Annotated in this window: 26 protein-coding genes; 16 read left to right on the top strand and 10 right to left on the bottom strand. The window is 64.0% G+C overall.

Going from position 1 to position 24,443, the window contains the following annotated elements; all coding sequences use genetic code 11:
• Nucleotides 1-44: 44 nt before the first annotated feature.
• Together KTR60_RS19835 and KTR60_RS19830 are read left to right on the top strand one after the other, a co-directional pair.
• A complete protein-coding gene (locus KTR60_RS19835; RefSeq protein ID WP_003945169.1) occupies nucleotides 45-212 on the top strand; it encodes a DUF3117 domain-containing protein in 168 nt (55 codons plus the stop codon).
• Nucleotides 213-329: 117 nt separating this feature from the next.
• Nucleotides 330-1,169 (top strand): putative RNA methyltransferase, encoded by an 840-nt coding sequence (locus tag KTR60_RS19830; RefSeq protein ID WP_064112477.1) that lies wholly within the window; start codon nucleotides 330-332, stop codon nucleotides 1,167-1,169.
• A gap of 6 nt (nucleotides 1,170-1,175) precedes the next feature.
• On the opposite strand, the gene glgA is transcribed toward KTR60_RS19830, so the two are convergent.
• Nucleotides 1,176-2,348, bottom strand: a complete 1,173-nt coding sequence (gene glgA / locus KTR60_RS19825) for a glycogen synthase (protein ID WP_065351194.1) — start codon at nucleotides 2,346-2,348, stop codon at nucleotides 1,176-1,178.
• Between the two features lie 132 nt (nucleotides 2,349-2,480).
• Here glgA and glgC point away from each other — a divergent pair, with 132 nt between their 5' ends.
• Nucleotides 2,481-3,695 carry a glucose-1-phosphate adenylyltransferase gene (gene glgC, locus KTR60_RS19820; protein WP_003945185.1) on the top strand — a complete coding sequence of 405 codons (1,215 nt, stop codon included), beginning with the start codon at nucleotides 2,481-2,483 and terminating at the stop codon, nucleotides 3,693-3,695.
• Here glgC and KTR60_RS19815 read toward each other — a convergent pair.
• Nucleotides 3,692-4,327 (bottom strand): O-methyltransferase, encoded by a 636-nt coding sequence (locus KTR60_RS19815; RefSeq protein WP_007736091.1) that lies wholly within the window; start codon nucleotides 4,325-4,327, stop codon nucleotides 3,692-3,694. The two genes, glgC and KTR60_RS19815, sit on opposite strands and share 4 nt — an antisense overlap.
• A gap of 330 nt (nucleotides 4,328-4,657) precedes the next feature.
• On the opposite strand from KTR60_RS19815, the gene sigE reads away from it, so the two are divergent.
• From sigE to tatB, 4 genes are all read left to right on the top strand, one after another.
• Nucleotides 4,658-5,254 carry an RNA polymerase sigma factor SigE gene (sigE, locus tag KTR60_RS19810; RefSeq protein WP_029255812.1) on the top strand — a complete coding sequence of 199 codons (597 nt, stop codon included), beginning with the start codon at nucleotides 4,658-4,660 and terminating at the stop codon, nucleotides 5,252-5,254.
• Between the two features lie 52 nt (nucleotides 5,255-5,306).
• Nucleotides 5,307-5,666 (top strand): hypothetical protein, encoded by a 360-nt coding sequence (locus KTR60_RS19805; RefSeq protein WP_003945180.1) that lies wholly within the window; start codon nucleotides 5,307-5,309, stop codon nucleotides 5,664-5,666.
• Nucleotides 5,667-5,696: 30 nt separating this feature from the next.
• Nucleotides 5,697-7,220, top strand: a complete 1,524-nt coding sequence (locus tag KTR60_RS19800; protein ID WP_371747826.1) for a trypsin-like peptidase domain-containing protein — start codon at nucleotides 5,697-5,699, stop codon at nucleotides 7,218-7,220.
• 74 nt (nucleotides 7,221-7,294) lie between these two features.
• On the top strand, nucleotides 7,295-7,687 hold the full coding sequence (tatB, locus tag KTR60_RS19795) for a Sec-independent protein translocase protein TatB (RefSeq protein WP_003945177.1): 393 nt from the start codon (nucleotides 7,295-7,297) through the stop codon (nucleotides 7,685-7,687).
• Between the two features lie 64 nt (nucleotides 7,688-7,751).
• Here the strand turns inward: tatB and KTR60_RS19790 are convergent, their stop codons facing one another.
• From KTR60_RS19790 to KTR60_RS19770, 5 genes are all read right to left on the bottom strand, one after another.
• On the bottom strand, nucleotides 7,752-8,888 hold the full coding sequence (locus tag KTR60_RS19790; RefSeq protein WP_228401182.1) for an Mrp/NBP35 family ATP-binding protein: 1,137 nt from the start codon (nucleotides 8,886-8,888) through the stop codon (nucleotides 7,752-7,754).
• A 24-nt stretch (nucleotides 8,889-8,912) separates the two neighbouring features.
• Nucleotides 8,913-9,776 (bottom strand): lytic transglycosylase domain-containing protein, encoded by an 864-nt coding sequence (locus KTR60_RS19785; protein ID WP_192712342.1) that lies wholly within the window; start codon nucleotides 9,774-9,776, stop codon nucleotides 8,913-8,915.
• A 145-nt stretch (nucleotides 9,777-9,921) separates the two neighbouring features.
• On the bottom strand, nucleotides 9,922-11,391 hold the full coding sequence (locus tag KTR60_RS19780; RefSeq protein ID WP_223304678.1) for a lytic transglycosylase domain-containing protein: 1,470 nt from the start codon (nucleotides 11,389-11,391) through the stop codon (nucleotides 9,922-9,924).
• A gap of 75 nt (nucleotides 11,392-11,466) precedes the next feature.
• Nucleotides 11,467-12,009: a DUF1003 domain-containing protein gene (locus tag KTR60_RS19775; protein WP_003945067.1), complete on the bottom strand. Its 543-nt coding sequence runs from the start codon at nucleotides 12,007-12,009 to the stop codon at nucleotides 11,467-11,469.
• The gene (locus KTR60_RS19770; protein ID WP_003945077.1) at nucleotides 12,006-13,292 is read right to left on the bottom strand and encodes a magnesium transporter MgtE N-terminal domain-containing protein; all 1,287 of its coding nucleotides are present in this window, start codon (nucleotides 13,290-13,292) and stop codon (nucleotides 12,006-12,008) included. The genes KTR60_RS19775 and KTR60_RS19770 overlap by 4 nt, the downstream gene beginning before the upstream one ends.
• 72 nt (nucleotides 13,293-13,364) lie before the next feature.
• On the opposite strand from KTR60_RS19770, the gene KTR60_RS19765 reads away from it, so the two are divergent.
• From KTR60_RS19765 to KTR60_RS19740, 6 genes are all read left to right on the top strand, one after another.
• Nucleotides 13,365-14,327, top strand: a complete 963-nt coding sequence (locus KTR60_RS19765; RefSeq protein ID WP_020908461.1) for an HpcH/HpaI aldolase/citrate lyase family protein — start codon at nucleotides 13,365-13,367, stop codon at nucleotides 14,325-14,327.
• A gap of 107 nt (nucleotides 14,328-14,434) precedes the next feature.
• Entirely contained in the window at nucleotides 14,435-14,929 is a 495-nt protein-coding gene (locus tag KTR60_RS19760; protein WP_003945065.1) for a general stress protein, read from the top strand.
• Nucleotides 14,930-15,180: 251 nt separating this feature from the next.
• Nucleotides 15,181-16,518, top strand: coding sequence for an ABC transporter substrate-binding protein (locus tag KTR60_RS19755; protein WP_037131899.1), 1,338 nt, complete (start codon nucleotides 15,181-15,183; stop codon nucleotides 16,516-16,518).
• Nucleotides 16,515-17,480, top strand: a complete 966-nt coding sequence (locus KTR60_RS19750; RefSeq protein ID WP_058037429.1) for a carbohydrate ABC transporter permease — start codon at nucleotides 16,515-16,517, stop codon at nucleotides 17,478-17,480. Before KTR60_RS19755 ends, KTR60_RS19750 begins: the two co-directional genes overlap by 4 nt.
• 1 nt (nucleotide 17,481) lies before the next feature.
• A complete protein-coding gene (locus KTR60_RS19745) occupies nucleotides 17,482-18,312 on the top strand; it encodes a carbohydrate ABC transporter permease (protein ID WP_054828231.1) in 831 nt (276 codons plus the stop codon).
• A 4-nt stretch (nucleotides 18,313-18,316) separates the two neighbouring features.
• The gene (locus KTR60_RS19740; protein WP_003945069.1) at nucleotides 18,317-19,486 is read left to right on the top strand and encodes an ABC transporter ATP-binding protein; all 1,170 of its coding nucleotides are present in this window, start codon (nucleotides 18,317-18,319) and stop codon (nucleotides 19,484-19,486) included.
• Nucleotides 19,487-19,489: 3 nt separating this feature from the next.
• Here KTR60_RS19740 and KTR60_RS19735 read toward each other — a convergent pair whose 3' ends face one another.
• Entirely contained in the window at nucleotides 19,490-19,726 is a 237-nt protein-coding gene (locus tag KTR60_RS19735) for a hypothetical protein (RefSeq protein ID WP_202425898.1), read from the bottom strand.
• Nucleotides 19,727-19,852: 126 nt separating this feature from the next.
• On the opposite strand from KTR60_RS19735, the gene KTR60_RS19730 reads away from it, so the two are divergent.
• On the top strand, nucleotides 19,853-21,118 hold the full coding sequence (locus KTR60_RS19730) for a sensor histidine kinase (protein WP_218695464.1): 1,266 nt from the start codon (nucleotides 19,853-19,855) through the stop codon (nucleotides 21,116-21,118).
• Between the two features lie 10 nt (nucleotides 21,119-21,128).
• Nucleotides 21,129-22,235: a winged helix DNA-binding domain-containing protein gene (locus tag KTR60_RS19725; RefSeq protein WP_228401181.1), complete on the top strand. Its 1,107-nt coding sequence runs from the start codon at nucleotides 21,129-21,131 to the stop codon at nucleotides 22,233-22,235.
• Here KTR60_RS19725 and KTR60_RS19720 read toward each other — a convergent pair.
• Both KTR60_RS19720 and KTR60_RS19715 read right to left on the bottom strand, forming a co-directional pair.
• Nucleotides 22,228-23,091 carry a hypothetical protein gene (locus KTR60_RS19720; RefSeq protein WP_003945080.1) on the bottom strand — a complete coding sequence of 288 codons (864 nt, stop codon included), beginning with the start codon at nucleotides 23,089-23,091 and terminating at the stop codon, nucleotides 22,228-22,230. The two genes, KTR60_RS19725 and KTR60_RS19720, sit on opposite strands and share 8 nt — an antisense overlap.
• Complete coding sequence (locus KTR60_RS19715) at nucleotides 23,081-23,779, bottom strand: metallophosphoesterase family protein (protein ID WP_221741908.1); 699 nt, start codon at nucleotides 23,777-23,779, stop codon at nucleotides 23,081-23,083. Before KTR60_RS19715 ends, KTR60_RS19720 begins: the two co-directional genes overlap by 11 nt.
• Nucleotides 23,780-23,850: 71 nt before the next feature.
• Between KTR60_RS19715 and KTR60_RS19710 the strand changes: the two genes are divergently transcribed.
• Entirely contained in the window at nucleotides 23,851-24,435 is a 585-nt protein-coding gene (locus tag KTR60_RS19710; protein WP_007736116.1) for a suppressor of fused domain protein, read from the top strand.
• Nucleotides 24,436-24,443 lie beyond the last annotated feature (8 nt).

Here is a 24,443-nt window from a genome sequence, read left to right as displayed (position 1 = left end):
TCGAGGCGCAGAGCAATGCAGCGCAGATCTGGAGGGAGCAGAGGATGGCGGCCATGAAGCCCCGGACCGGGGACGGTCCCCTCGAAGCAACCAAAGAGGGACGAGGAATCGTCATGCGGGTTCCACTCGAGGGTGGCGGACGCCTCGTCGTCGAGCTGACCCCGGATGAAGCTGCAGCGCTCGGTGTGGAACTCACGAACGTCACCAGCTAGTCGGGTCCAGGTTGTAGCAGTACGAACAACAGCACGTGATTGCACGCAGGCTCCGTATCCGTTTCGGTACGGGGCCTGAAGTGTGTGCGCACCGCCGGTAGCCGAAAGGACGGATCAATGCTTGCCGCCGTGATCGATCTTCTGTCCTGCCCGCAGTGTGCTGCTGATCTGGAATTGGTGGACGGCGCCGCCGAGTGCGACCGCGGACATCGATTCGATATCGCTCGCCAGGGTTACGTGAGCCTGATCAGTGGCGGTGCCACGAAGTTCACCGGCGACAGTGCCGAGATGATTGCCGCGCGTGCACGATTGCTCGGCGCCGGCCACTTCGGCCCGCTGATGGATGCCGTCACCCGGGCCTGCGCGACGACGGCGGGGTCGGACCCCGCGCGGATCGTCGAAATCGGCGCAGGCACAGGACAATACCTCGCACACGTCGTGGATTCGCTGCCTGATTCTCGGGCGATAGCGTTGGACGTGTCCAAGTTCGCGGCCCGACGTGCCGCGAAGGTCCACGAAAGAATCGGTTCGATCGTCGCAGACGTCTGGCAACCACTGCCCATTCGCGGCGGAGCGCTCTCTCATGTGCTCTGTGTGTTCGCTCCTCGTAACGGTCCGCAGTCCCATCGAGTTCTCGCCGAAGACGGCGTTCTGGTGGTCCTGACGCCCACCGACAGGCATCTGCGCGAGCTGATCGACATTCTCGCGATGGTCCGGGTCGACGACCGCAAAGTGGAACGTCTCGAATCGTCGATGGCCGGATACTTCGAGCGTGTGAGTAGCGACGAGGTCGAGTTCACGATGTCACTCTCACACCAGGACGTCCTCGACTTGGTGGGGATGGGACCGTCGGCGAGACACCTGACGCCCGCCGATCTGGCTGCCGCCGTGGCGAAGCTGCCGCAGCCGAGCACCGTCACCGCGTCGGCGACGGTCTCGAGCTATCGCAAGATCTGACGCGGATCAGCGTCTCGTGACGGCGTCCGCGTAGACCTCGAGCGTCTGCTTGGCGATTTCGGCCCAGGAGAACTCGTCGATCGCACGGATCCTGCCCGCACGACCCATCGCGTCGGCGCCTTCTCGGTCGGCGACAACGGCATTGACGGTGGCCGCGAGCGATTCCTCGAATGCGTTCGGCTCGTAGGCGTTGTAGTGCACGAGTCGACCGGTGACGCCGTCGGCGACCACCTCGGGGATGCCGCCGACGTCGGAAGCGACCACGGCGGTCTCACACGCCATGGCTTCGAGATTGACGATCCCGAGGGGTTCGTACACCGAAGGGCAGACGAATACCGTTGCTGCCGAAAGTATTTCCCTGATCTGCTCGGTCGGGAGCATCTCGCGCACCCAGTAGACATTGCCCCGGTGCCGGGCGAGTTCGGCCACCGCCTTCTCCGTCTCGGCGGCGATCTCCGGCGTATCGGGAGCGCCGGCGCACAGCACGAGCTGAATCTCCGGGTCGAAGTGGTGGGCTGCCGCGACGAGGTGCCCGACGCCCTTCTGCCTCGTGATGCGTCCGACAAAGGCCACGATGGGTTTCGCCGGGTCGACGCCGATCGACGCGAGTGCGGACTGTGCTCCCGGCGCAGATCCCCCGGGATGCCATACCTCGGTGTCGATTCCGTTGCGGACTACGTGAACGCGACTCGGATCGACAGCGGGGTACGCGTCGAGGACGTCGAGTCGCATACCGGAACTGACGGCGATGATCGCGTCTGCGTGCTCGACGGCGTTGCGTTCGGACCACGACGAGATCCGATAGCCGCCGCCTAGCTGTTCGGCCTTCCACGGGCGTCTGGGCTCGAGTGAGTGCGCGGTGAGGATGTGCGGCACGTCGTAGAGAGCCGACGCGAGATGCCCGGCCAGTCCGGTGTACCAGGTGTGGGAGTGGACGATGTCGACACCGGCCGCGGCGTCCGCCATGCGCAGTTCGGTGGAGAGCGTCGTCAGGGCCGGGTTGGATCCGGCGAGAGCGGGGTCGGGAGAGTGGACGATCGCGCCTTCGCGCGGGGCGCCCATGCAGTGCACGTCGACCTCGCACAGCCGTTTCATCCGAGCGACGAGCTCGGTTACGTGTACTCCTGCGCCGCCGTAGATCTCCGGCGGGTATTCCTTGGTCATCATCGCGACTCGCACGCGCTAAACCTAACCGCCCGTGGTCGATCCGGCTACCGATCACGTTATCCCCGGCCGTTCGGAGGGGGACACGATCGGACCTCTCGGACTGCTTCGCTAGCGGGAGTTCACCAGTGCGGATAGGTTAGCGGTGTGAGAAGCCAGCCGCATGTGCTTGGAATCGTGCTCGCCGGGGGCGAGGGCAAACGCTTGTATCCGCTGACCGCGGACAGAGCGAAGCCCGCAGTGCCCTTCGGAGGTGCATATCGACTTATCGACTTCGTGTTGAGCAACCTTGTCAACGCGGGATATCTGCGTATTTGTGTGTTGACGCAATACAAGTCACATTCACTCGACCGCCACATTTCGCAGACGTGGCGATTGTCCGGGTTCGCGGGTGAGTACATCACCCCGGTCCCGGCCCAGCAGCGGCTCGGGCCGCGCTGGTACACCGGCAGTGCCGACGCAATCCTGCAGTCGCTCAATCTCGTTTACGACGAGGACCCCGAGTACATCGTGGTTTTCGGTGCCGACCACGTGTACCGGATGGATCCGGAACAGATGGTTCAGCACCACATCGAATCCGGGGCAGGCGTGACGGTCGCGGGTATTCGTGTACCGCGAAGTGAGGCTTTTGCTTTCGGCTGCATCGACAGTGACGAGTCCGGACGCATCACCCAGTTCCTGGAAAAGCCCGCCCATCCTCCCGGGACACCGGACGACCCCAATTCGACGTTCGCGTCCATGGGTAACTATGTGTTCACCACCAAGGTACTCGTGGACGCCATCCGCGCTGATTCAGAGAATTCCGATTCCGATCACGACATGGGCGGAGACATCATTCCCGCCTTGGTCGCCGCGGGTGAGGCGTCGGTCTACGACTTCAAGGACAACGTCGTTCCCGGCGCCACCGATCGAGACCGCGGTTACTGGCGTGACGTCGGTACCCTCGACGCCTTCTACGACGCTCACATGGACCTGGTGTCGGTGCACCCGATCTTCAATCTCTACAACCGTCGCTGGCCCATCCGCGGCGCCACCGAGAATCTCGCGCCCGCAAAGTTCGTGAAGGGCGGACTCGCGCAGGAATCGGTGGTCGGTGCTGGGTCGATCCTGTCCGCGGCGACCGTGCGCAATTCGGTACTCAGTTCCAACGTGATGATCGAGGACGGTGCGACCGTCGAGGGCAGCGTGCTGATGCCGGGTGTGCGCATCGGCAAGGGTGCCGTCGTACGGCGAGCGATCCTCGACAAGAACGTCGTCGTCGGTGACGGCGAAATCATCGGCGTCGATCTCGAACGTGACCGCGAACGATTTGCCGTCAGTCAGGGTGGCGTCGTCGCCATCGGTAAGGGCGTCTGGATCTAGAGCTTGCTCGCGCAGAGGAGGCCGTCACCGAGGGGGAGGAGGACTCGAATGAGTCGCTCGTCCTCGGTCACGGCCTTTGCCGCTTCTCGGACCGCAACCGTTGTCGCGTCGCGTGCGGAGCTGTCGGCAACGCGGCCGTCGGCCAGGGCGTTGTGCAGTACGATGACACCGCCGGAGCGCAGCAGGCGGACACCTTCGCGGACGTAGTGCGGGTGGTCGATCGCGGCGCAGTCGACGAATACCAGGTCGTAGCCGCCGTCGGCGAGCCGGGGAAGCACGTCGAGAGCCCGTCCGTTGATCAGGCGAGTGCGTGCCGGAGCGATTCCGCTTTCGCGGAAGGTCAGCTTGGCGGCCCGCTGATGTTCGGGTTCGCTGTCGATCGTGGTCAGGACGCCGTCGTCGCGCATTCCGTGCAGAAGCCACAGGCTGCTCACGCCGGCTCCGGTACCCACCTCGACGGCCGTCTTCGCGTCGAGCATCCTCGCGAACATCGCGAGCGTCGCACCGACGGCGGGCGTCACCGGATGGGCTCCGAGATCCAGCGCTCGATCTCGCGCCGCGGTCAAAATCTCGTCCTCGGAAACTACGTCCTCGACGTGGCGGAGTATCTGTTCGGCGTGGGTCACGCTCATGAGGTTATCGGGCGGTTCGGATTGTCGCTGCAAGGCGCGCAGTCACCAGGATTCTCAGGAATCCCTCAGGCTCCTCATATGGCGTGCACACCGCGATGAGAAAAGGTGTATACATCGCCGGATCGAAGATCGCACGGCGGTATCGATTTCTACCAAGTTGATCTTTCGCAGCTCGGTGATCGGGAACAAATCACAGCATCGGCTGGTTCTCCCGAATATCGCGCATCACGTGATTCGGACAACGCGGTGATCGAACTACGCGATCCCGAGCAGGAGGATCAACTTATTTACCAGGTCAACGACGAGCCTCGCCCTCGAGAGTCGGAAGTTTTGACGACGGAATCGGCTGTGGATTCCGAATTGATCGGCACTGCTGTGTTCGATGCAACTGGTGAGAAGTCCTCCATGCCGTCTTGGGACGAACTCGTGCGTCAGCACGGTGACCGGGTGTACCGCCTGGCCTACCGGTTGTCAGGCGATGCCCAGGACGCCGAGGACTTGACGCAGGACACCTTCATCCGGGTGTTCCGCTCGCTCTCCGATTATCAGCCCGGAACTTTCGAGGGCTGGTTGCACCGCATCACCACAAACCTGTTCCTCGACATGGTTCGCCGACGCAATCGCATCCGTATGGAAGCGCTGCCCGAGGACTACGACCGCGTTCCCTCGCCCGGTCCCGACCCCGAGCAGATCTACCACGACGCGCGCCTCGACGCAGGTCTGCAGGCCGCACTGGACTCACTCGCACCTGAATTTCGTGCCGCTGTCGTGCTCTGTGACATCGAAGGTCTGTCGTACGAGGAAATCGGTGCCACACTGGGAGTGAAGCTCGGAACGGTTCGTAGCCGTATCCATCGTGGGCGACAGGCGATTCGTGATCATCTGGCAGCGCAGCGCGCAGCCGAATCCGAACTCGTCGGTTTCTGACGGTCGGGTTCGAGCTACAGAGCGGGACGTGGTCAATCACCTGGAGGGACGAATGACGGAGGCGCGGGCACATCGCCAGTTCGGTTCGACCGAACATCTGGCCAGCGAGGCAATCGCTGCCTACGTCGACGGAGAACTCCGAATGCAGGCCTACTTGCGGGCCTCGCATCACATCTCGATCTGTGCCGAGTGCGCTGCGGCCGTCGATGCTCAGCAGCAGGCACGTGGTGCGCTGCGTCGAAGCGGCGAGATGACGATGCCGTTGTCCCTGGTGGGACTTCTCAGCCAGATTCCTTCGTGCAACAGTCCGACTACCGGGCCGAATTCGGAAAACGCCGACAGTTCCGTCGGTAATCAACCCGCCGGCTTCTCCACCATCAGCAAGAGGTTGTCCCGTCGCTGGCGCAAATGACGCCGCGCGCCAGCTTCCCGGCGCGGATCAGTGATACTGGACCATGTGACTGACGGAAAAAGGGGGCACTCCGGAGTGAGTTCGGATTCTTCGGCAAACGGTTCGGTGGACAGACCGGCAGATGCGCCGGTTCTCGACCCCCGTCCGGTCTATCGACCCCAGATCGATCCGGCCTCGCGCCAGGTGTTCGGTCGGCCGAGTGGAGTCGAGGGCTCGTTCACTCCGGTGGCCGCGCGATCGACTCCGTCCTCCGATGTCGTGATCGGGACTCCGGACCCGGTTCTGGCCGAAGCGTTCGGTCGACCCGCAGACGCCACCGAGTCGATCGGTCGCGATCCCGAGGCGACGGCGAACAACACGCCCGACGAAGAACCGCCGCGTGATCCGTGGCGTGATCCTGAATCCGCCGTCTCGCTGGGCAAGCCCGCAGAGTCCGAGGCGCCGGTGCAGTTGCCTCCCGCGCAGAAACTCGACGTGCGTGAGCTGTTGTTCGGTCGCAAGGTCGCCCCCTCGGCGCTGGCCGCCCTTGCGGGCATTGCGCTTGTCATCGCTCTCGTCGGTGGGTTGCTTGCCACTGTCATCACTGCCGATCGCAGTTCACTCACCAGTTCACGTGTCACGCTCGTTCAATCCGGCGGTGGGGAACAGCCGGAGTCTCAGGTGGCGAAGGTCGCCGACGCGGTACTGCCATCCGTGGTGTCGATTCAGGTCGCCGTCGGTGACCAGGGCAGCACGGGTTCCGGTGTGGTCATCTCGGGTGAGGGATACATCGTCACCAACAACCACGTGATCTCCTCGGCCGTTCCGCCCGCTCAGGACGCGAAGATCCAGGTGATCTTCTCCGACGGAACCAAGACCGACGCCCAGATCGTCGGACGTGATGTCAAGACAGACCTCGCAGTGCTCAAGGTGTCGGCGAACAATCTGACGGTCGCTCAGCTCGGAAAATCCGAGGATGTACAGGTGGGCGACGACGTCGTCGCCGTCGGCTCACCGCTCGGATTGAGCAAGACCGTCACCCGCGGAATCGTCAGTGCACTGAACCGGCCTCTGCGGTTGTCGGGTGAAGGCACCGACACCAACGCCGTCATCGACGCCGTCCAGACCGACGCGGCGATCAATCACGGCAACTCCGGTGGTGCGCTCGTCGACGACGAAGCTCGCGTCATCGGCATCAACACCGCAATGCTCAGTGAGTCCGGTGGTTCGGTCGGGCTCGGCTTCGCGATTCCGATCGACACGGTGACCGAGGTGGCGCAGACCATCATTCGCGACGGCAAGGTTCATCACCCCGACATCGGCGTGAATGCCCGCACCGCGGTCAACGACGCGACCAGTGGTGCTGCGGTGGCCAATGTCCGCGACGGCAGCCCAGCGCAACGTGCGGGGATCGTCGAGGGTGACGTCATCGTCAAGGTCGGTGACCGACCGGTGACAAGTGCCGACGAATTGGTGGTTGCGGTCAACGCGACGACCGTCGACCAACCCGTCAACGTTCAGTTGATCCGGGATGGACGGCAGGTCGACATTTCGGTCACGCCGGTGTCGGACTGATCGGACCCTGCGATCTTCCTGTGAGGTTGATCCGGACATGCGCGCACCGAGCGAGCACACAGTAGGCTGACCCTGTGTTTGGCAACATCGGTTGGGGCGAGTTCATGATCCTCCTCGTAGCGGCTCTGGTCATCTTGGGACCTGAGCGGCTTCCTGGTGCGGTCTCCTGGGTCACGAAATCCCTGAGGCAGGTGCGCGAATATGCTTCGGGCGCTTCCAATCAGCTCAAGGAGGAACTGGGCACCGATTTCGAGGATCTGCGTAAACCGCTCGCAGATCTGAACAAGCTGCGCGGAATGACGCCGCGCGCTGTGATCACCCAGCACCTCCTCGACGGCGACGACTCCATCTTCACGGGCAACTTCGACAAGAAGCCGCAGAGCGGAGTACAGGAGCCGAAGACGCTGTCGAAGGACAAGCCACTCACCGCCGGCGAACGTCCTCCTGTGGACTTCGACGCCACCTAGATTCGACATACGGAAGGGCGCCTGTCACCGATCGGTGACAGGCGCCCTTCCGTATGAGGGGGTTCTACAGGTTGCGAACCGTGTTGATACCGAGCGACATTCCGGCCAGCCCGCGCTGACGGACGGCCAACTTGTCGGCGATGTCCTTGAGTGCGACGGCTGCGGGTGAATCGGGAGCGCTGAGGACGATCGGCGTCCCGGCGTCGCCTGCCTCGCGGACGGACGGATCCAGCGGGATCTGTCCGAGAAGCGGAACCTTGGCGCCGACGGCCTTCGTGAGGCGATCGGAGACGGTCTGCCCGCCGCCTTCGCCGAAGACGTCCATACGGGTGCCGTCGGGAAGTTCGAGCCAGGACATGTTCTCGACGACGCCGGCGACGCGCTGGCGGGTCTGCAGGGCGATCGCGCCCGCGCGCTCTGCGACCTCGGCAGCAGCCTGCTGCGGTGTGGTGACGACCAGGATCTCGGCGCTCGGGATGAGCTGAGCCACAGAGATGGCGATGTCACCGGTGCCGGGCGGCAGATCGAGCAGCAGCACGTCCAGATCGCCCCAGAACACGTCGGCGAGGAACTGCTGGAGCGCGCGGTGCAGCATCGGTCCGCGCCAGACGACAGGTGTGTTGCCCTGGGTGAACTGCGCGATGGAGATCATCTTCACGTCGTGGGCGACGGGCGGCATGATCATGCGCTCGACCTGAGTCGGCTTGGCGTCGGTGCCGAGCATGCGGGGGATCGAGTGGCCGTAGATATCCGCGTCGAGTACACCCACGGACAGTCCGCGCGCGGCCATTGCTGCCGCGAGATTGACTGTCACGCTGGACTTTCCGACGCCACCCTTGCCGGAGGCCACGGCGTAGACGCGGGTGAGTGAACCTGGCTGGGCGAACGGGATGACGGGCTCGGCGGAATCACCGCGAAGCGACTTGCGGAGCTCGGTTCGCTGAGCGTCGTCCATGACGTCGAGTTCGACGCGAATCGCACCGACCCCGGCGACATCGGCGACGGCCTTGGTGACGCGTTCGGTGATCTCGGTGCGCATCGGGCAGCCGGCGGTCGTGAGATAGATGCCGATGTCGACGCTGTTGTCACTGGAGAGGGAGATCCCCTTGACCATCCCCAGTTCGGTGATGGGTTTGCGGATCTCTGGGTCCAGAACTCGCGCGAGCGCGGAGCGAACGTCGGACTCGGTCAGTACAGACATGACTCCATGGTAAGTCCAGGTAGGTCAGTGGATGCGCGGCAGGTCCGATGCGGCGGGCACGATGCCGGTGGAGTACCCGAGCGACCAGGCCAGAACGTTGGCGACGTAGGCGGCCGAGTTGTTGTAGCGGTGGATCGCGGAGGCAACCTGCGTGACGTCCTGCATGTTGAGTCCGCCGTCGCACAGGTACTTGCCGGTGGTCAGTGCGGAGTCGAAAAGGTTCTGCGGGTCGGCGATTCCGTCACCGTTGCCGTCACCGGCGTATTGGTTCCACGTGGACGGGATGAACTGCATCGGGCCGACTGCGCGGTCGTAGACGGTGTCGCCGTCGAGGGCGCCGCCGTCGGTGTCCATGATGACGGCCTGGCCGGGGAGGCTGCCGTTGAGTGGCAGGCCGATCACGGGCTTGTAGAGGTTGCCGTTCGCGTCGGCGTCCTTGCCGTCGTTGGCGTGGCCGGATTCGACGCGGCCGATACCGGCGAGGAGCGTCCAGTGCATGTTGCAGCTGGGCTTCTCGACGGCGAGGATCCGCTCGGCGTTCTGGTAGGCGGCGACGCTCACGCTCGGGATTCCGAGTGCTCCCTCGGCCATGGACGCGGGGAGCGGGGGAGTGGCCTGCACGGGAGCCAGCGGCGCGGGTTCCGGCGCGGGGGCGGGAGCCGGCTCGGCGATTGCTTCGACGGCGGGCAGAATCTGCGCCTGCGGCTCCTGCGTGGCTTGTGCGGCGGTGTCCACCGTTTCGGCGGAGCTGGTGTTGAAGAACGGGACCTTGGGAGCGGCGCCGGCCGTGTTGGCTGCGGTGACGAGTCCGATAGGGATGAGTCCGGTGAGCGCGATGACCGAATTTCGACGGATGTGCGAATCTGTCTTCTTGCTGTGCCGACCCACTGTGTATGCCTCCTGAACCTCCGCGAGGAGGTTTTCCGTTCAACTGACGGAGTCGAGGCTACCTGATTTGTTGCGTTTCCGTTATTCAACCGTGATCTAGAAGGGCAGTTTGGGGCATATGCACTGTTCTTTCGTGATTTTTCGGTTACAGAGCGGGCATGCCGGGCAGGCCCGGGAAGAACGGCACGAATGCCGGAGCCGGGGCCGGAGCGGGCTCCGGTGCGGGTGCGGGTGCCGGTGCCGGTGCGGGCTCCGGAGAGGGGGCGGCGGGTGGAGAGGATTCCGCGGGAGCCGCGTCGGTGGTGGCGGGTGCCGTGGCGGCCACTGCCATGCCCGGGATCGTGCACGGCAGAAGGATGCCGTCCTGCAAGGCGTCGAGGGCTGCGGGGTCCGGAAGGATCACACACATGTCGTCGGGCCAGCGCCATCCCTCGGCCGTCAGAATCGGCCACACGAGACCCCGTGAGGTGAGGACGGGGAGCGGGATGATCGGACCGGGAGCCGCATTCCGGGCGGCGTTGGGTCCCGGAGCGGGGCTGGTCGGCATGACGCCCGGCGGGATCAGTGCCTGGATCTCGGGTGAGAGTGCAGGCATGTCCGGCAGACCCGGGAAGAGGGGAGTGGTGGTCGGGGTCGGCGTCGTCGACGCTGATTCCTTGTCGCCGGCCGCCGGATCGGTAGCCGCAGCCGCGGCGAGTACGGCCGAAGCGGCGGAGTCTGCCGAGGCGGCGGCGTTGATCGCGGAGCTGCCGGTGTTGATGCCCGAGGTGTACGGCAGCTGACCGGAAGGAATGACACCGTTCTTGTATGCCGTCGACCACATGATCACGTTTGCTGCGTAAGCGGCCGAGTTGTTGTATCGCAGAACAGCTTTGGTCTCCTGGGCGACATCGCGCAGGTTGAGTCCGCCGCTGCAGAGGTACTTCGCTGCCGAGAGCGCCGCATCGAAGACGTTGTTGGGGTCCTTGATTCCGTCCCCGTTGCCGTCGCTGGCATATCCGGCCCAGGTGGCCGGAATGAACTGCATCGGCCCGACGGCGCGGTCGTGAGTGGGGTCGCCGTCGATCGCGCCCTTGTCGGTGTCCCGAATGACTTCGTTGCCTGCCAGCCGTCCGTCGAGGACGGGGCCGAGGATCGGGGTGACTGTCGTACCCACCGAGGTCGTCTTGCCGCCGTTGGCGTGACCGGATTCGATGCGTCCGATGCCGGCCAGAAGATGCCAGGGGATTCCGCATCCCGGTGCCTCGGTCATCATCACCAGCTCCGCGGAGCGGTACGCGTTCAGGACGATCTCGGGGATGCCCAGAGAGGTGAGGACGACGGCCGCAGCGTTAGGCGCTGCCGGGGCGCCGGCGACCGTATCGCTGGGCGGGGCCGATCTTTGCGTTCGGACCGTGCGGGGCGTCGGGAGGAAGTCGACAGAGTCCGGCTGCGCAATCGAGGCGGAGCCCGCCAGTGCGATCGGAACCTGTGACCCTCCGGTCGGTGCGCTTCCGGCAGTGAGGGCCGCTGGACCTGTGACGACGAGCAGTCCCCCCACCAGTGTGGATGCTGCAATCATTCCGCGTACTCGCACGATTCCCCTTTGCTGGCGCTCCCGCTCCGGAGTACCCACCGTGATATCCATATTGCTGTGACTTACGTTACATATCGGTCACGGTGCGTGCAGCAAAACTCAGCGAACGCTCAGCTAGTTGTGACTTTGTTTCGCAGTATTCGAGTCACGGTGCTTCTTCTTCGGGGTCGGTTCGCCGTCGGCAGCAAGGATCGACTTGATCTCCTCGAGCTCCCGTCGCAGGTAGTCGCGGGTGGCAACCTCGCCGACGGCGATACGCAGAGCTGCGAGTTCTCGGGCGAGGAATTCGGTATCCGCCTTGGTTTGCTCGGCGCGTGAGCGGTCCTCCTCGAGCGAGACCCGGTCGCGGTTCTCCTGACGGTTCTGGGCCAGCAGGATCAGCGGCGCCGCGTAGGCGGCCTGGGTGGAGAAGGCCAGGTTGAGCAGGATGAATGGGTACGGGTCCCACTGCAGGGCCACCGCGAACACGTTGATTAGGATCCAGACGATCACGATGATCGTCTGGATTGCGAGATAACGCCCGGTACCGAGGAAGCGGGCGATGCGTTCACTGACGCGCCCGACAGCTTCGACGTCGAAATCGAGATTGAACCGGCGGCTTCCGCGGGGCGTTTCCAGTCGTTGCCGTGCGGTCGTGCTCGACGCCCGTTCGCTCATCGGAGTAGTTCCTCGTCGTCGGAGTAATCCTCACGCCAGTCTTCCGGCAGGAGGTGATCGAGCACGTCGTCGACCGTCACGGCCCCGATCAGGTGGTTCTCGTCGTCCACGACCGGCCCGCATACCAAGTTGTACGTCGCGAAATACCGGGTGACCGACGCCAACGAGTCGTCCGGGGCCAACCGGGGCATGTCGGTGTCGAGTAGTCCGCCTACCAGGCTGGCGGGAGGCTCGCGGAGAAGCTTCTGCAAGTGGACGCAGCCGAGATACCGCCCGGTCGGAGTCGCCGTCGGCGGACGTACGACGAAGACCATGCTCGACAGCGCCGGGGTCACGTCGTAGTTGCGGGCGCGGGCAAGGGCCTCCGCGACCGTCGTCGAGGCCGTCAGTACCACCGGTTCGGGCGTCATCAGACCACCGGCAGTGTCCGGGGAATGCTCGAGCAGGCGTCGAACAGGTTCGGAATCCTGCGGGTCCATCAACTGAAGCAGTGACTCGGCCTCGGTTTCGGGCAGCTCGCCCAACAGGTCGGCGGCGTCGTCGGGATCCATCGCTTCGAGTAGATCGGCGGCGCGTTCGACTTCCAGGTGCATCAGCAGATCGGTCTGGTCGTCCGCCGGCAGTTCCTGCACGACGTCGGCGAGGCGTTCGTCGTCGAGCGCCACGGCCAGTTCGTGGCGGCGCTTCTCCGGCAGTTCGCGCATGGCGTTGGCCACATCGGCGGGTCGCATGCCTTCGTACTGGAGAAGCAGGTGAGCTACGCCCTGGCCGGGGAGTGAGAGGTCGCTCTGGGTGAGGCCGGCGACGTGCTGCCAGTCGACGATGTGAATCGCCGCGCGTCGACCGAGGCGTCCGCGATGGCCGCGAACCGCGACCTTGGAGACCACCCAGTCTCGCGTCCGCGTCGATTCGATTCCGAGATCGACGACTATCGTGTCGACGCCGTGAAGCTCCTCGAGTTCCGGGTCGTCCACGCGCACATGCGAATCGAGTACCTGCGCCAGAGCGAGCACTTCGCCCGGGCGCTGGTTGAAGCGCCGCAGACTGACGTTGCCGGTGGTGAGGGTGACTGCACTCGGTTCGATTGCTGTCACACGCAACATCGGAACGAAAATACGTTTGCGCGTGAACATTTCGATCACCAGACCGAGAACCCGCGGTTGCTGGCGTCCGATACGGACCGTGATGACGACGTCGCGCACACGACCGATCGATTCGCCGTCCGGGCCGAGTACAACCAGGCCGGCAAGCCTGGCTGCAAATACCTTGCCTGCTGCTGCCATGATTGCAAGGCTAATTCGTCCAGCGTCAAAATCTGCAACGGCGCCACCGAAAATCGAGAAGGGCAGTCCGCAATGACTTCACGCAACCGTTCCCGTCGATCGGTATTGGCAGTTCCCGGCAGCAGTCGGAAGATGATCGACAAGGCGAAGGGATTGCCCGCCGACGAGATCTTTCTCGACCTCGAAGATGCGGTGGCGCCGCTGGCGAAGCAGGCGGCCAGGGAGTCGATCGGCGACGCGTTGGCCGAGGACGGGTGGGGCAAACAGGTCAAGGTCGTCCGGGTCAACGACTGGACCACCGAATGGACGTATGCCGACGTCGTGGAGGTGGTGGGCCGCGCCGGAGCGCATCTGGACGCCATTTTGCTGCCCAAGGTTCCCGATGCGAGTCACGTCCAGGCGCTCGATTTGTTGTTGACGCAGGTCGAGAAGGCCAACGGTCTCGAGGTCGGCAAGATCGGGATCGAACCGCAGATCGAGAACGCGATCGGCTTGACCAACATCGACGCGATCGCCACCGCGAGTCCCCGCGTCGAGGCGCTCGTGTTCGGCCCGGCCGACTTCATGGCGAGCTTGAACATGCGAACTCTGGTCGTCGGTGAGCAACCGGACGGCTACGACCGCGGTGACGCGTATCACCACATCCTGATGACCATCTTGATGGCCGCGCGGGCGCACGGCGTCCAGGCCATCGACGGGCCGTACCTGCAGATCCGCGACGTCGAGGCTTTCACTCGGTCGGCTGCGCGAACGGCAGCGCTCGGTTTCGACGGCAAGTGGGTTCTGCACCCCACGCAGATCGAGGCGGCCAACGAGGTGTTCAGTCCGCGCCAATCCGACTACGACCGTGCGGAACTCATCTTGGACGCGTACGCGTTCCACACCTCGGCTGCCGGGGGAGGGCGGGGCGCCGTCATGCTCGGCGACGAGATGATCGACGAGGCGAGTCGCAAGATGGCACTGGTGATTTCGGCCAAGGGCCGCGCCGCGGGGATGACGCGCACCTCGGAATTCACGCCGCCCGAACACGCCTGACGCTCGCATAGCCGAACGAATCAGGTCTGTAAAGGGCACAATAGGGGGTAGATGTACTTGCGTCATCCGCGTGGATGACGTGCCCGAAAAGAGGAGCGCAGCCAGCCATGTCCAATCCGCTCGGTCAATCGTCGAATGGGTCGCGCCGTGGAGCGTTGCCGACACCGCCTTCGGGATGGCCCATCGGGTCGTACCCCACCTACGCCGAGGCGCAGCGCGCAGTCGATTACCTCTCCGATCAGGAATTCCCGGTTCAGGACGTCACGATCGTCGGCGTGAACCTGATGCAGGTCGAGCGAGTTCTCGGTCGGTTGACGTGGGCCAAGGTGATCGGTGGCGGCATCGTCTCCGGTGCTTGGCTCGGTGTCTTCTTCGGCCTGGTGCTCGGAATCGTCACCGGTGGTTTCCTCGCTCCGCTGATCGCGGGCATCGTGGGCGGCATCATCTTCGGTGTCATCTCCACGACGATTCCGTACGCCGCGACGCGTGGGCAGCGGGACTTCGCCTCGACGATGCAGTTGGTCGCCGGACGTTACGACGTACTGTGTGAGCCCAAGACGGCGGAGTCGGCGCGCGACCTGCTCGCCAAGCTCGCCATCTGACATTCTCGCTCGGGCTGCCAACTTGTGTGATCTCGGTTACTTTATGTACACGCGGGCGAGGTAGTACTCGCTTCCCGTGACCGTTTGCCGGACAAGGAAATAGGTCCCTTCTCCGGCAAAAGTGCCGATGTGTGGTGCGTCGGCCAGCCGTAACGACTGCGCCGTCTCGCCGCCCGAGGAGGACGGCTGTGCAGAACAAGAGATCGCGGGCGGGGCAGAACGAGAGATCGCGGGCGGGACAGAAGAAGAAATTGCGGGCGGGGCTGCTCGGCGCGGCAACATTGTTGTTGGCGCCCTTGCTCAGTGCGTGCGGATCGGACAATGACGACGGCGTGGTGCTGTCCTTCTACACCGCTGCCGACGGCGCCGAGCAGTATGCGGAGGCCGCCGCCAATTGTTCGGCGGCGTCGAACGGCGCGTACCGGGTCGAGCAGAAAACTCTGCCCAAGGGTGCCGACGACCAGCGACTTCAGTTGGCCCGGCGTCTGACCGGCAATGACAAGTCACTCGATCTGATGACGCTCGACGTGGTGTGGACTGCCGAATTCGCCGAAGCGGGATGGGCATTGCCGCTTCCTGACGACGTGGCGGCCGAGGTCAGCAACGGGACGCTCGAGGGTCCGCTGGAGTCGGCGAAGTGGCAGGACCAGCTCTATGCGGCGCCATTGAACACCAACACCCAATTGCTCTGGTATCGAAAGGATTTGATGCCGGACGGGCAACCACCCCAGACCTGGGATCAGATGATCGACATCTCCGAAGGCCTGGCCGCGGAGGGGCGCCCCAGCTGGATCGGTGTGCAGGGCAAGCAGTACGAAGGATTGATGGTCTGGTTCAACACCCTTCTCGCCAGTGCCGGCGGATCGGTGGTGGGGCCGGACGGAACAACCGTGACGGTGGCCGACGGTGATGCTGCCCAGCAGGCGCTGACCGTCATGAAGCGCGTCGCTACCGCCAAGGGTGCGGATCCCTCGATCTCGCAGGGGGATGAAGCGTCGTCGCGACTGGGTATGGAGAGCGGCAAATCTGCCTTCCAGGTCAACTGGCCGTTCGTGCTGCCCGGCATCATGGAGAACGCCGAGAAGGGCGATCTGCCGTACATCGACGACAAGGGCAACGTCACCAGTGAGAACACCGGAAACACGGTGCTCACGGTGAACGGAGAACGGAATTTCCTTGCCGCTCCGTATCCCTCGGTGATCGAGGGTAAGCCGGCCGAGGTCACGATCGGCGGCTTCAACGTGGCGGTGGCCAAGACCAGCCAGCATCCGGACCTCGCGTTCGAGGCGCTCACCTGTCTGCGTAACGAGGAGAATCAGCGCAACAACGCGGTAGCCGGTGGCGTTCCGCCGACTCTCGAGAGCCTGTACGACGACCCGGCGTTCCAGGAGGCGTACCCGGCGTGGCGTGAGGTTCGCGACAGCCTGGACACCGCTTCGGTTCGTCCGGTTTCTCCTGCCTATCAGAGTATTTCGACGCTCATCACTGCCACGCTGAACCCTGTGGGAAACATCGATCCGGAATCGACCGTGAACGATCTTGCCGAGCAGGTACGCAAGGCAGTCAATTCCGAGGGGCTGATTCCGTGACGATCGACAGCGAAAATTCGGGAGCTGCACCAACAGTCGCGACGGCGTCGCCGGAGCCGAAGCACTCCGCGAAAACGAAGATATCCGACGGAAAGGCGGCCGAGCGTCGCCTCGGTCTCTGGCTGGTGGCCCCGGCCGCGATTCTCATGATCGCGGTGACCGCGTATCCGGTGGTCTACGCCGTCTGGCTGAGTTTGCAGCGCTACGACCTGCGCTTCCCGGATCAACGAAAGTTCGTGTGGTTCGACAACTACGTGTCGGTGCTGACCGACGGTTACTGGTGGCAAGCGTTCGCGGTGACGACGTCGATCACGGTTGTCTCGGTCGTCATCGAGTTCGTTCTCGGACTGACCATCGCACTGGTGATGCACCGAACGATCGTGGGTAAGGGGCTCGTCCGCACCGTTGTGCTCATCCCGTACGGCATCGTCACCGTCGCGGCGGCATACAGCTGGTACTACGCGTGGACGCCGGGGACCGGCTACCTCGCCAATCTCCTGCCCGACGGCAGTGCGCCGCTCACCGACCAGATCCCGTCGCTCGCGATCATCGTCCTTGCCGAGGTCTGGAAGACGACGCCGTTCATGGCGCTGCTCCTGCTCGCCGGCTTGGCGCTCGTGCCCGATGACCTTCTCAAGGCGGCTCAGGTGGACGGCGCCGGCGCGTGGACCCGGTTGGTACGCATCATCCTTCCGCTGATGAAGCCCGCCATCCTCGTCGCTCTGCTGTTCCGCACACTCGACGCATTCCGCATCTTCGACAACATCTACGTGCTCACGAAGGGAGCGAACGACACCGGGTCGGTGTCGATTCTGGGTTACGACAATCTGTTCAAGGCATTCAACTTGGGCATCGGATCCGCGATCAGCGTGTTGATCTTCGTGTGTGTGGCCGTGATCGCGTTCATCTTCATCAAACTTTTCGGTGCTTCGGCTCCCGGATCCGATACGGAAGGACGCTGACATGACCGTGACTCCCAGACTCAAGATCAGCTGGTCCGTCGTCAACCTTCTGGTCTTGCTGTACGCGCTGGTTCCCGTCCTGTGGATCGCCAGCCTGTCATTCAAACCGGCCGGAACGATCAAGGACGGCAAGTTCATTCCGGAGAAGTGGACCCTGGACAACTACCGAGGAATCTTCGACACCAGCGCCTTCACCAGTGCTCTGATCAACTCCATCGGCATCGGACTCATCTCGACGGTCATCGCCGTGGTGATCGGAACCATGGCTGCTTACGCGATTGCGCGCCTGGATTTTCCGGGCAAGAAGCTGCTGGTGGCTGTTGCCCTGCTGATCGCGATGTTCCCGCAGATTTCATTGGTGAGCCCGCTGTTCGACATCGAACGACGGCTCGGGCTCTTCGACACCTGGGCCGGACTCATCCTGCCGTACATCACCTTTGCGTTGCCGTTGGCGATCTACACGCTCTCCGCGTTCTTCAAAGAGATTCCTTGGGAACTCGAAAAGGCGGCGCAGATGGACGGCGCGACGCCGGGGCAGGCGTTCCGGAAGGTGGTGGCTCCACTGGCCGCGCCCGGCATCGTCACTGCGGGAATCCTGGTGTTCATCTTCTGCTGGAACGACCTGTTGTTCGCGATTTCGCTGACGTCGACCGAACGCTCCATCACCGCCCCCGCGGCCATCGCGAACTTCACCGGCGCTTCACAATTCGAGGAGCCCACCGGGTCGATCGCCGCGGCCGCCATGGTCATCACCATTCCGATCATCGTCTTTGTTCTGTTCTTCCAACGTCGTATCGTGGCCGGGCTTACTTCCGGCGCAGTGAAGGGATAAGCCTGTGGCCGAGATCGTGCTGGACAAGGTGACCAAGCTGTACCCGGACGGAGCCAAGGCGGTCAGTGATGTCGACATCACCATCGCCGACGGAGAATTCATCATTCTCGTGGGCCCGTCCGGTTGTGGAAAATCCACGACTCTCAACATGATTGCCGGGCTGGAAGACATTTCGACCGGTGAGTTGCGGATCGCGGGTGAACGCGTCAACGAACGCGCCCCCAAGGACCGCGACATCGCGATGGTGTTCCAGTCGTATGCGCTGTATCCGCACATGACGGTGCGCCAGAACATCGCGTTCCCGTTGACCTTGGCGAAGATGTCCAAGGACGAGATCAACGCCAAGGTCGACGACGCTGCGCGGGTCCTCGACCTCACCCAGCATCTCGATCGCAAACCGGCGAACCTGTCGGGCGGTCAGCGTCAGCGTGTCGCGATGGGACGCGCAATCGTGCGCAGCCCGAAGGCGTTTCTCATGGACGAGCCGCTTTCCAACCTGGACGCCAAACTGCGCGTGCAGATGAGGACGGAGATCGCCCGTCTGCAGCAGCGACTCGGTACGACAACGATTTACGTGACCCACGACCAGACCGAGGCGATGACGCTCGGCGATCGGGTAGTCGTGCTGCGCGGCGGAATCGTGCAACAGATCGGTGCGCCGCAGGAACTCTACGATCGTCCGAACAATCTGTTCGTGGCGGGATTCATCGGGTCCCCGTCCATGAACTTCTTCCCCGGACAGTTGACGGCCGACGGTGTGAGCACGCCGATCGGCGATGTTCGCCTGCCAGCGGCGGCGCAGTCGAAGATCTCGGGCAGCGGTTCGGGCAAGGACGTGGTGGTCGGTATCAGACCGGAGCATTTCGAGGACGTGGCGCTGGTCGATGCAGCGCAGAAGCCGCACGGCGGTACGTTCACCGTCGACGTCGACGTGCTGGAATCGATGGGTTCGGACAAGTACGCGTATTTCCTCGCTGGTGGCCCCGCCGTCAATTCTCGTGAACTCGAGGAACTCGCCGCCGATTCGGGAACGGCCGTCGCTGGTGGCGGTCAACTGGTTGCCAGGCTCTCGTCCGAGTCCACGGTGGCCCAGGGCAGGTCTGTCGATCTGTGGTTCGATCCCGCCAAGATCGCAGTGTTCGACGGCGGTACGGGAGCCAATCTGCTGCTGTGACCTTTACCCGGGCAAGGTGACCGAATACGTCGCGTCCAGGGGGAGCGGTACCTGTTCGGGGCCGGGCGCTGCGTCGGCCGGCTCGGGTAGGGGGACCAGGCGGCCGAATTGTTCGTGATGGGTGGAGGCCGGGGCGGCTTGCGCTGTCCCGGCGACCACGGCGATCGGCGCCGCTGCCAGGGCGCCGGCGACGGCAAATCGAGTGGCGATGCGGCGCTTGCTTGCTCGGGTCGAGATCATGAGCACTCCTGCGTGGTTTCGAGGTTCGGTGAATGCTGTGCCATTCACGGTATTGCGGGTTGATTGTGAAATCTCGTGTGCGAAGCTCATTCACAGGGAACTGGGATGGGCGGCACAGGAGGACAGATGAACGAATCCTCGGTACGAACCGAGCACCTGCCCGGTGGCCCGGACCTCGAGCGGATCATGCGCGAACACGCCTACCGCGGTGCGTACCTCCAACTGACGGTGCGCGGCGCTCTGGTGCTGTTCATCGCCCTGACACTGATCTTCGTCCCGCCGATGAACGACGCGGGATGGTGTTTCGCGATTCTGGGCGCCTATGCACTCTGGTCGGCAGCCGTGGCGCTGTGGATCCGCAAGGGCGGCACCGGCCCGGTGACGATGATCTGGCTCGGCTTGTTCGTCGACCTTGCCGTGCTCGCAACTCTGACATTGCTGACCGGTCTCGCGGCCGAGCAGAGTTGGACCGCCGACATCTTGAGCAACGGGCTCTTCGTCATTCCGGTTCTGGCGTGTACGCAACTGCGGACGGACGTGTGTGTCGGCGTCGTTGCCTGCACGATCGGGGTGTTCTTCGTTTCCAGCTGGGCAACGATGACTTCGAACTCCGAGCCGTGGCCGTCGATCCTGCTGAGCACCATGGCCTTGGCCGGAGTGGGCGCAGGCGCAATCGGACTGACTCGGATTCAAAGATCACGCGTGTTGACCATCGGACAACTCGTCGGGCATCGAACCAGCCTTCTGGCCGAACTCATGGGGCTCGAGCAGCGAGAGCGCACGGAACTGTCCGAGCAGTTGCACGACGGGGCGCTCCAGTACGTTCTCGCCGCGCGGATGGATCTCGACGAATTGGCAGACAGTGCGGAGCCTGTCGCGTTGGCGCGAGCCGGAAAAGCGCTCGGTGAAGCGACCACGCTGTTGAGATCCTCCGTTTCGGAGCTGCATCCCACAGTCCTCGTGCACGTGGGTCTCGCCCGTGCAATCGGAGACCTCGCGCGCTCGGCGCAGGGACGCGGCGGAGTGGTGGTCGACGTCGACACTTCGGGCTGGAACGACGATCTACGCACGTCTGCCGACGAGGTCTTGTTCGGCGCCACCCGAGAGCTTCTGGGCAACGTCGTCAAACATGCCGGCGCGCAGAACGTCCGGATCGAGCTTGCACGACTGGACCACCGTGCGGTGCTCGTGGTCTCGGACGACGGTCGGGGGATCAGCGCCGATCGGATTGCCGAACGACGGGCCGCCGGGCACATCGGACTGCTCTCGCACGAACTGCGGGTTGTTGCCGCTGGTGGCTCGTTCTCGGTCGGACCGGGTGAAGAGTCCGGAACACTCGCACGAGTGGAGATACCGTTCGAGATCGTCACCGCCACTGACCACGATCGTTGAGGAGTTGTCGATGGCTGCACTGATCACCGATCGCGAGCTCAACCTGGCGACACTGGCGAGGCAGTTCCTGCTGCGGCGGGCCGAGGTCAGCGCGTTGGATGCGATCGAGCACCTGGCAGGTCTGCAGGCCCAGGCGCCGAATCCGCCCTACCTGGCACTGTGGGCGCGGCTGAAGAACTTTGCGGCAGAAGACCTCTCCACCCTTGTCGAGAAGCGTCACGTGGTGCGGCTGGTTGCCATGCGGGGCACGGTCTTTGCCCTCTCGGCCGCGGATGCGGGTCCCTTCCGGGCCACGGTTCAGACGATCATGGAACGCGATCTCCACACCAACAGCACTCAGCGTGCTGCGCTCACCGGGTTGGATCTCGACGCGCTTGCGCGGGCGGGGCGTGACCTGGTAGCGGACGGGCCGCTTACTCAGATGCAGATGAGACCGTTACTGGCAGAGCGCTTTCCCGGCCACGCGGCCGAGGGACTGGCGCACGGCGTTCGAGGGCTTCTGCCGATGGTGCAGGTCCCACCGCGAGGTTTGTGGGGACGATCCGGAGCGCCGGCACTGACGACCTTGCAGAATTGGCTTGGCGCAGAGGTGAGTTCATCGCCGGATCCCGACGCGATGGTGCTGCGCTATCTGGCTGCCTTCGGGCCCGCGAGTGTGAAGGATGCGCAAGCGTGGTCGGGACTCACGAGACTCGCCGAAGTCTTCGAGAGGCTGCGTCCCGGCCTGATCACCTTTGTCAACGCGAAAGGGGCCGAGGTGTTCGACCTGCCGGATGCGCCACGACCGAACTCCGGAACACCGCCGGTCAGAATCCTTGCTCCGTTCGACAACATCCTGCTCTCGCACGCCGACCGCTCGCGAATCATGGACGAGCAGTATCGAACTCGCGTCTTCACCGTCAACGGCATCATCAAGCCCGCCATCCTGGTGCGCGGAAAGGTGGTGGGATTCGCGACGGTGACGCCGGCCAAGGAGACGGTCGAGTTGAGCGCGACTCTGTTTGCACAGCAACCGAAGACCGCGCTCGCATCCATCGAGAAGGAAGCGCGTGCGTTGCTGAAATTCATGCACCCGAAGATCCCGAACCGAGAGGTGCGGTTCGCTGTCGCTACGTAGCGGGCTTGTGCTTTCGCGGTGCTCGATCGCGTAGTTCGGCCACGATCTCGTCGTTCCACATGTGCCGCCGCACCAGTCGGTACCGCTCCCGGGCGATCCACAAGTAGGCCTCGGCGTCGGTGTGCTCGGGCAACATGTCGGCGCCCCGCAGCATTCGCACGACCGGGAGAAACTCCTCGCCGAACCAGCGGCGGGCGACGGTGTCTCGGCCGAGGAACTCACCCTTTTCCTGCATGAGCCGAAAACCCCACGCCTCCACACACTCACTGAGTTCGGCGTACTCCCACGGGTCGGTGACCTGGACGGCTTCGCGTTGTGAACCCTGCAGCGGAACGCGGGTGAGGAAGAGTCGACGATGATCCTTGATGAGCAGATCAGCGCGCTGAGTGATGCCTTCCGGCGAGATACGCGTGATGATCTCGGTGACGTACGCGTCGATTGTCTTCTGGTGCATCGCACACGCAATGGACACTCGGTGGTGCCCGTCGATCACGAAATGCATGGAGCCGACGCGATACAACTGAACAGGTGGTACCGATTCGCCGCGTCGTTGCGCCACCGCAAGTCGCTCCCAACGAGCGCGCGAATGAGTGGACGTCGGACGGAAGTACCTGTCGAAATCACCTGTGCGGTCGACACTTCCGACTATCGATTCGATGGTGACGACCTGCAGACCCAGAGACTTCTCGCCGACCTTGCCCAGAGCTGCGACAACCTCGTCGAACGGCAGGATCGCGTTGACGTCGTCGGGTTCGCGTCGTAGCCAACTGACCAGACGGGCAACGTCGGCACGTCGACGCTGACGGGCGAAGTCGTTTTCCGCGTCGGCTGTGGGAAATCCGGTGTCACGAGCCATGTCGGCGCCTCACGATCGTCGGCGGAGTACCTGGGGAAATCTCCATCAGCGTGAAGCCGACGGTATTGAGCACGATAGTCCGGCCTACCTCCAGATCGAGAGGGGTTCGCCCGTGCGGGTGGATGTGTCCGTGGACCATCACCGTCGGATCGAGGTTGTGAATCAAAGGCGTGAAGCATTCGAACCCTCGATGTGGCCGATCCTCGGCGTCGCCGACACCGCGGGCGGGGCTGTGGGTGAGCAGCACATCCACGCCCGCCCGGCTGCCGGGAAGCCGCGATTGCCAGGCGTTTCGCCAGGCGAGCGAGCGAGCGCGTCGGCTCTGCTGGCGCTCGGACCACTGATTGGGACCCGTGTTGTATCGGATGGAACCGCCGAGGCCGGCGATCCGCAGACCGGCGACGGTCACGATGCGTCCGTCGGCGTTGACTGCGCCGGTCGGCCCTGGCCACTGCGCCGGCATCCCTGCCCGCGTCCAACCGGATCTCTTGTTCGAATATCCGGACAGATCGGCGTCGTGGTTGCCGGGAACGAACACGCACGGCGCATTCAGCTGATCGGACAGGTACTCCAGATACGCAAACGGCAGATCGCCTGCGCCGAGGATCACGTCGACTCGGAGTGAACGAACCTGACTGCTCCACAGGAATTCGACAGTCTCGTCGCTGACAGCGAGAACGGAGACCATTTCGACGACGCTACCGCCACCGCGAGGTATCTGCGCTGCGAACCTCGCGGGCACGGTGTTTAGATGGACGAGTGTCAGACAGCGTCGTATCTTCCGTCCGGGCCCATCTCGTCAGCAGCATCGAGGGGCCGGACCCCACCGCGGCCTCAGTGACGTTCCTCGGTGTCGAACCGCTGGACGTGCTGCGTTTCGAATCACCCGACGGCCTGGTCCGCTACGTCACACTGGGGTGCTCGCGTCATCCGATGGGCGACCCCAACGAACTGGTCGCAGACCCCACACGCGGACCCCGCGCCGAGTTGGTACTCACGCTGCGCGGTGGCACCGGTGTGGCGTCAGGTGTGGCCAGGACGCTCGCGGTGCTGGCCGCGGCGCCGTCCGTCGAAGGCGTCGTGCTGCTCGAGGACGCACTGTTGGACCTGGGCGAGCCGCTGTGGAAGGACACTGCGTTCACGGCGGTGCTTCTCGGTGACAGCGGGATCGAAGACCTGACGCTGCCGGAGCCGTTCGACCCGGTGCGCTTCCTTGGTGTGGTCCCCCTGACCGGTACCGAAGCCGCCTGGGTGCGTCTGCGCGGCGCGGAGGCACTGAGGGAAGCGTGGACCGAGGCGGGGATCGACATCCGCGATCCGCACCGTTCCGCTGCCTCGCTCTAGCTGCGCTG

Origin of the sequence: Rhodococcus sp. C1 (genome assembly GCF_020809065.1) — a bacterium.
Taxonomy (GTDB): Bacteria; Actinomycetota; Actinomycetes; order Mycobacteriales; family Mycobacteriaceae; genus Rhodococcus_F; species Rhodococcus_F qingshengii.
The sequence above is the reverse complement of the archived record's forward strand: the minus strand, read 5'-3'. Positions and strand labels throughout refer to the sequence as shown.

Coding starts and splice junctions, on each gene's coding strand:
- KTR60_RS19745 (WP_054828231.1), top strand. CDS start 17,482: ATGACCGTGACTCCCAGACTCAAGATCAGCTGGTCCGTCGTCAACCTT.
- KTR60_RS19815 (WP_007736091.1), bottom strand. CDS start 4,327: ATGAGCGTGACCCACGCCGAACAGATACTCCGCCACGTCGAGGACGTA.
- KTR60_RS19770 (WP_003945077.1), bottom strand. CDS start 13,292: ATGGCAGCAGCAGGCAAGGTATTTGCAGCCAGGCTTGCCGGCCTGGTT.
- KTR60_RS19805 (WP_003945180.1), top strand. CDS start 5,307: ATGACGGAGGCGCGGGCACATCGCCAGTTCGGTTCGACCGAACATCTG.
- KTR60_RS19760 (WP_003945065.1), top strand. CDS start 14,435: ATGTCCAATCCGCTCGGTCAATCGTCGAATGGGTCGCGCCGTGGAGCG.
- KTR60_RS19775 (WP_003945067.1), bottom strand. CDS start 12,009: ATGAGCGAACGGGCGTCGAGCACGACCGCACGGCAACGACTGGAAACG.
- KTR60_RS19830 (WP_064112477.1), top strand. CDS start 330: ATGCTTGCCGCCGTGATCGATCTTCTGTCCTGCCCGCAGTGTGCTGCT.
- KTR60_RS19735 (WP_202425898.1), bottom strand. CDS start 19,726: ATGATCTCGACCCGAGCAAGCAAGCGCCGCATCGCCACTCGATTTGCC.
- KTR60_RS19835 (WP_003945169.1), top strand. CDS start 45: ATGGCGGCCATGAAGCCCCGGACCGGGGACGGTCCCCTCGAAGCAACC.
- KTR60_RS19720 (WP_003945080.1), bottom strand. CDS start 23,091: ATGGCTCGTGACACCGGATTTCCCACAGCCGACGCGGAAAACGACTTC.
- KTR60_RS19715 (WP_221741908.1), bottom strand. CDS start 23,779: ATGGTCTCCGTTCTCGCTGTCAGCGACGAGACTGTCGAATTCCTGTGG.
- KTR60_RS19790 (WP_228401182.1), bottom strand. CDS start 8,888: ATGTCTGTACTGACCGAGTCCGACGTTCGCTCCGCGCTCGCGCGAGTT.
- KTR60_RS19725 (WP_228401181.1), top strand. CDS start 21,129: ATGGCTGCACTGATCACCGATCGCGAGCTCAACCTGGCGACACTGGCG.
- KTR60_RS19730 (WP_218695464.1), top strand. CDS start 19,853: ATGAACGAATCCTCGGTACGAACCGAGCACCTGCCCGGTGGCCCGGAC.
- KTR60_RS19765 (WP_020908461.1), top strand. CDS start 13,365: ATGACTTCACGCAACCGTTCCCGTCGATCGGTATTGGCAGTTCCCGGC.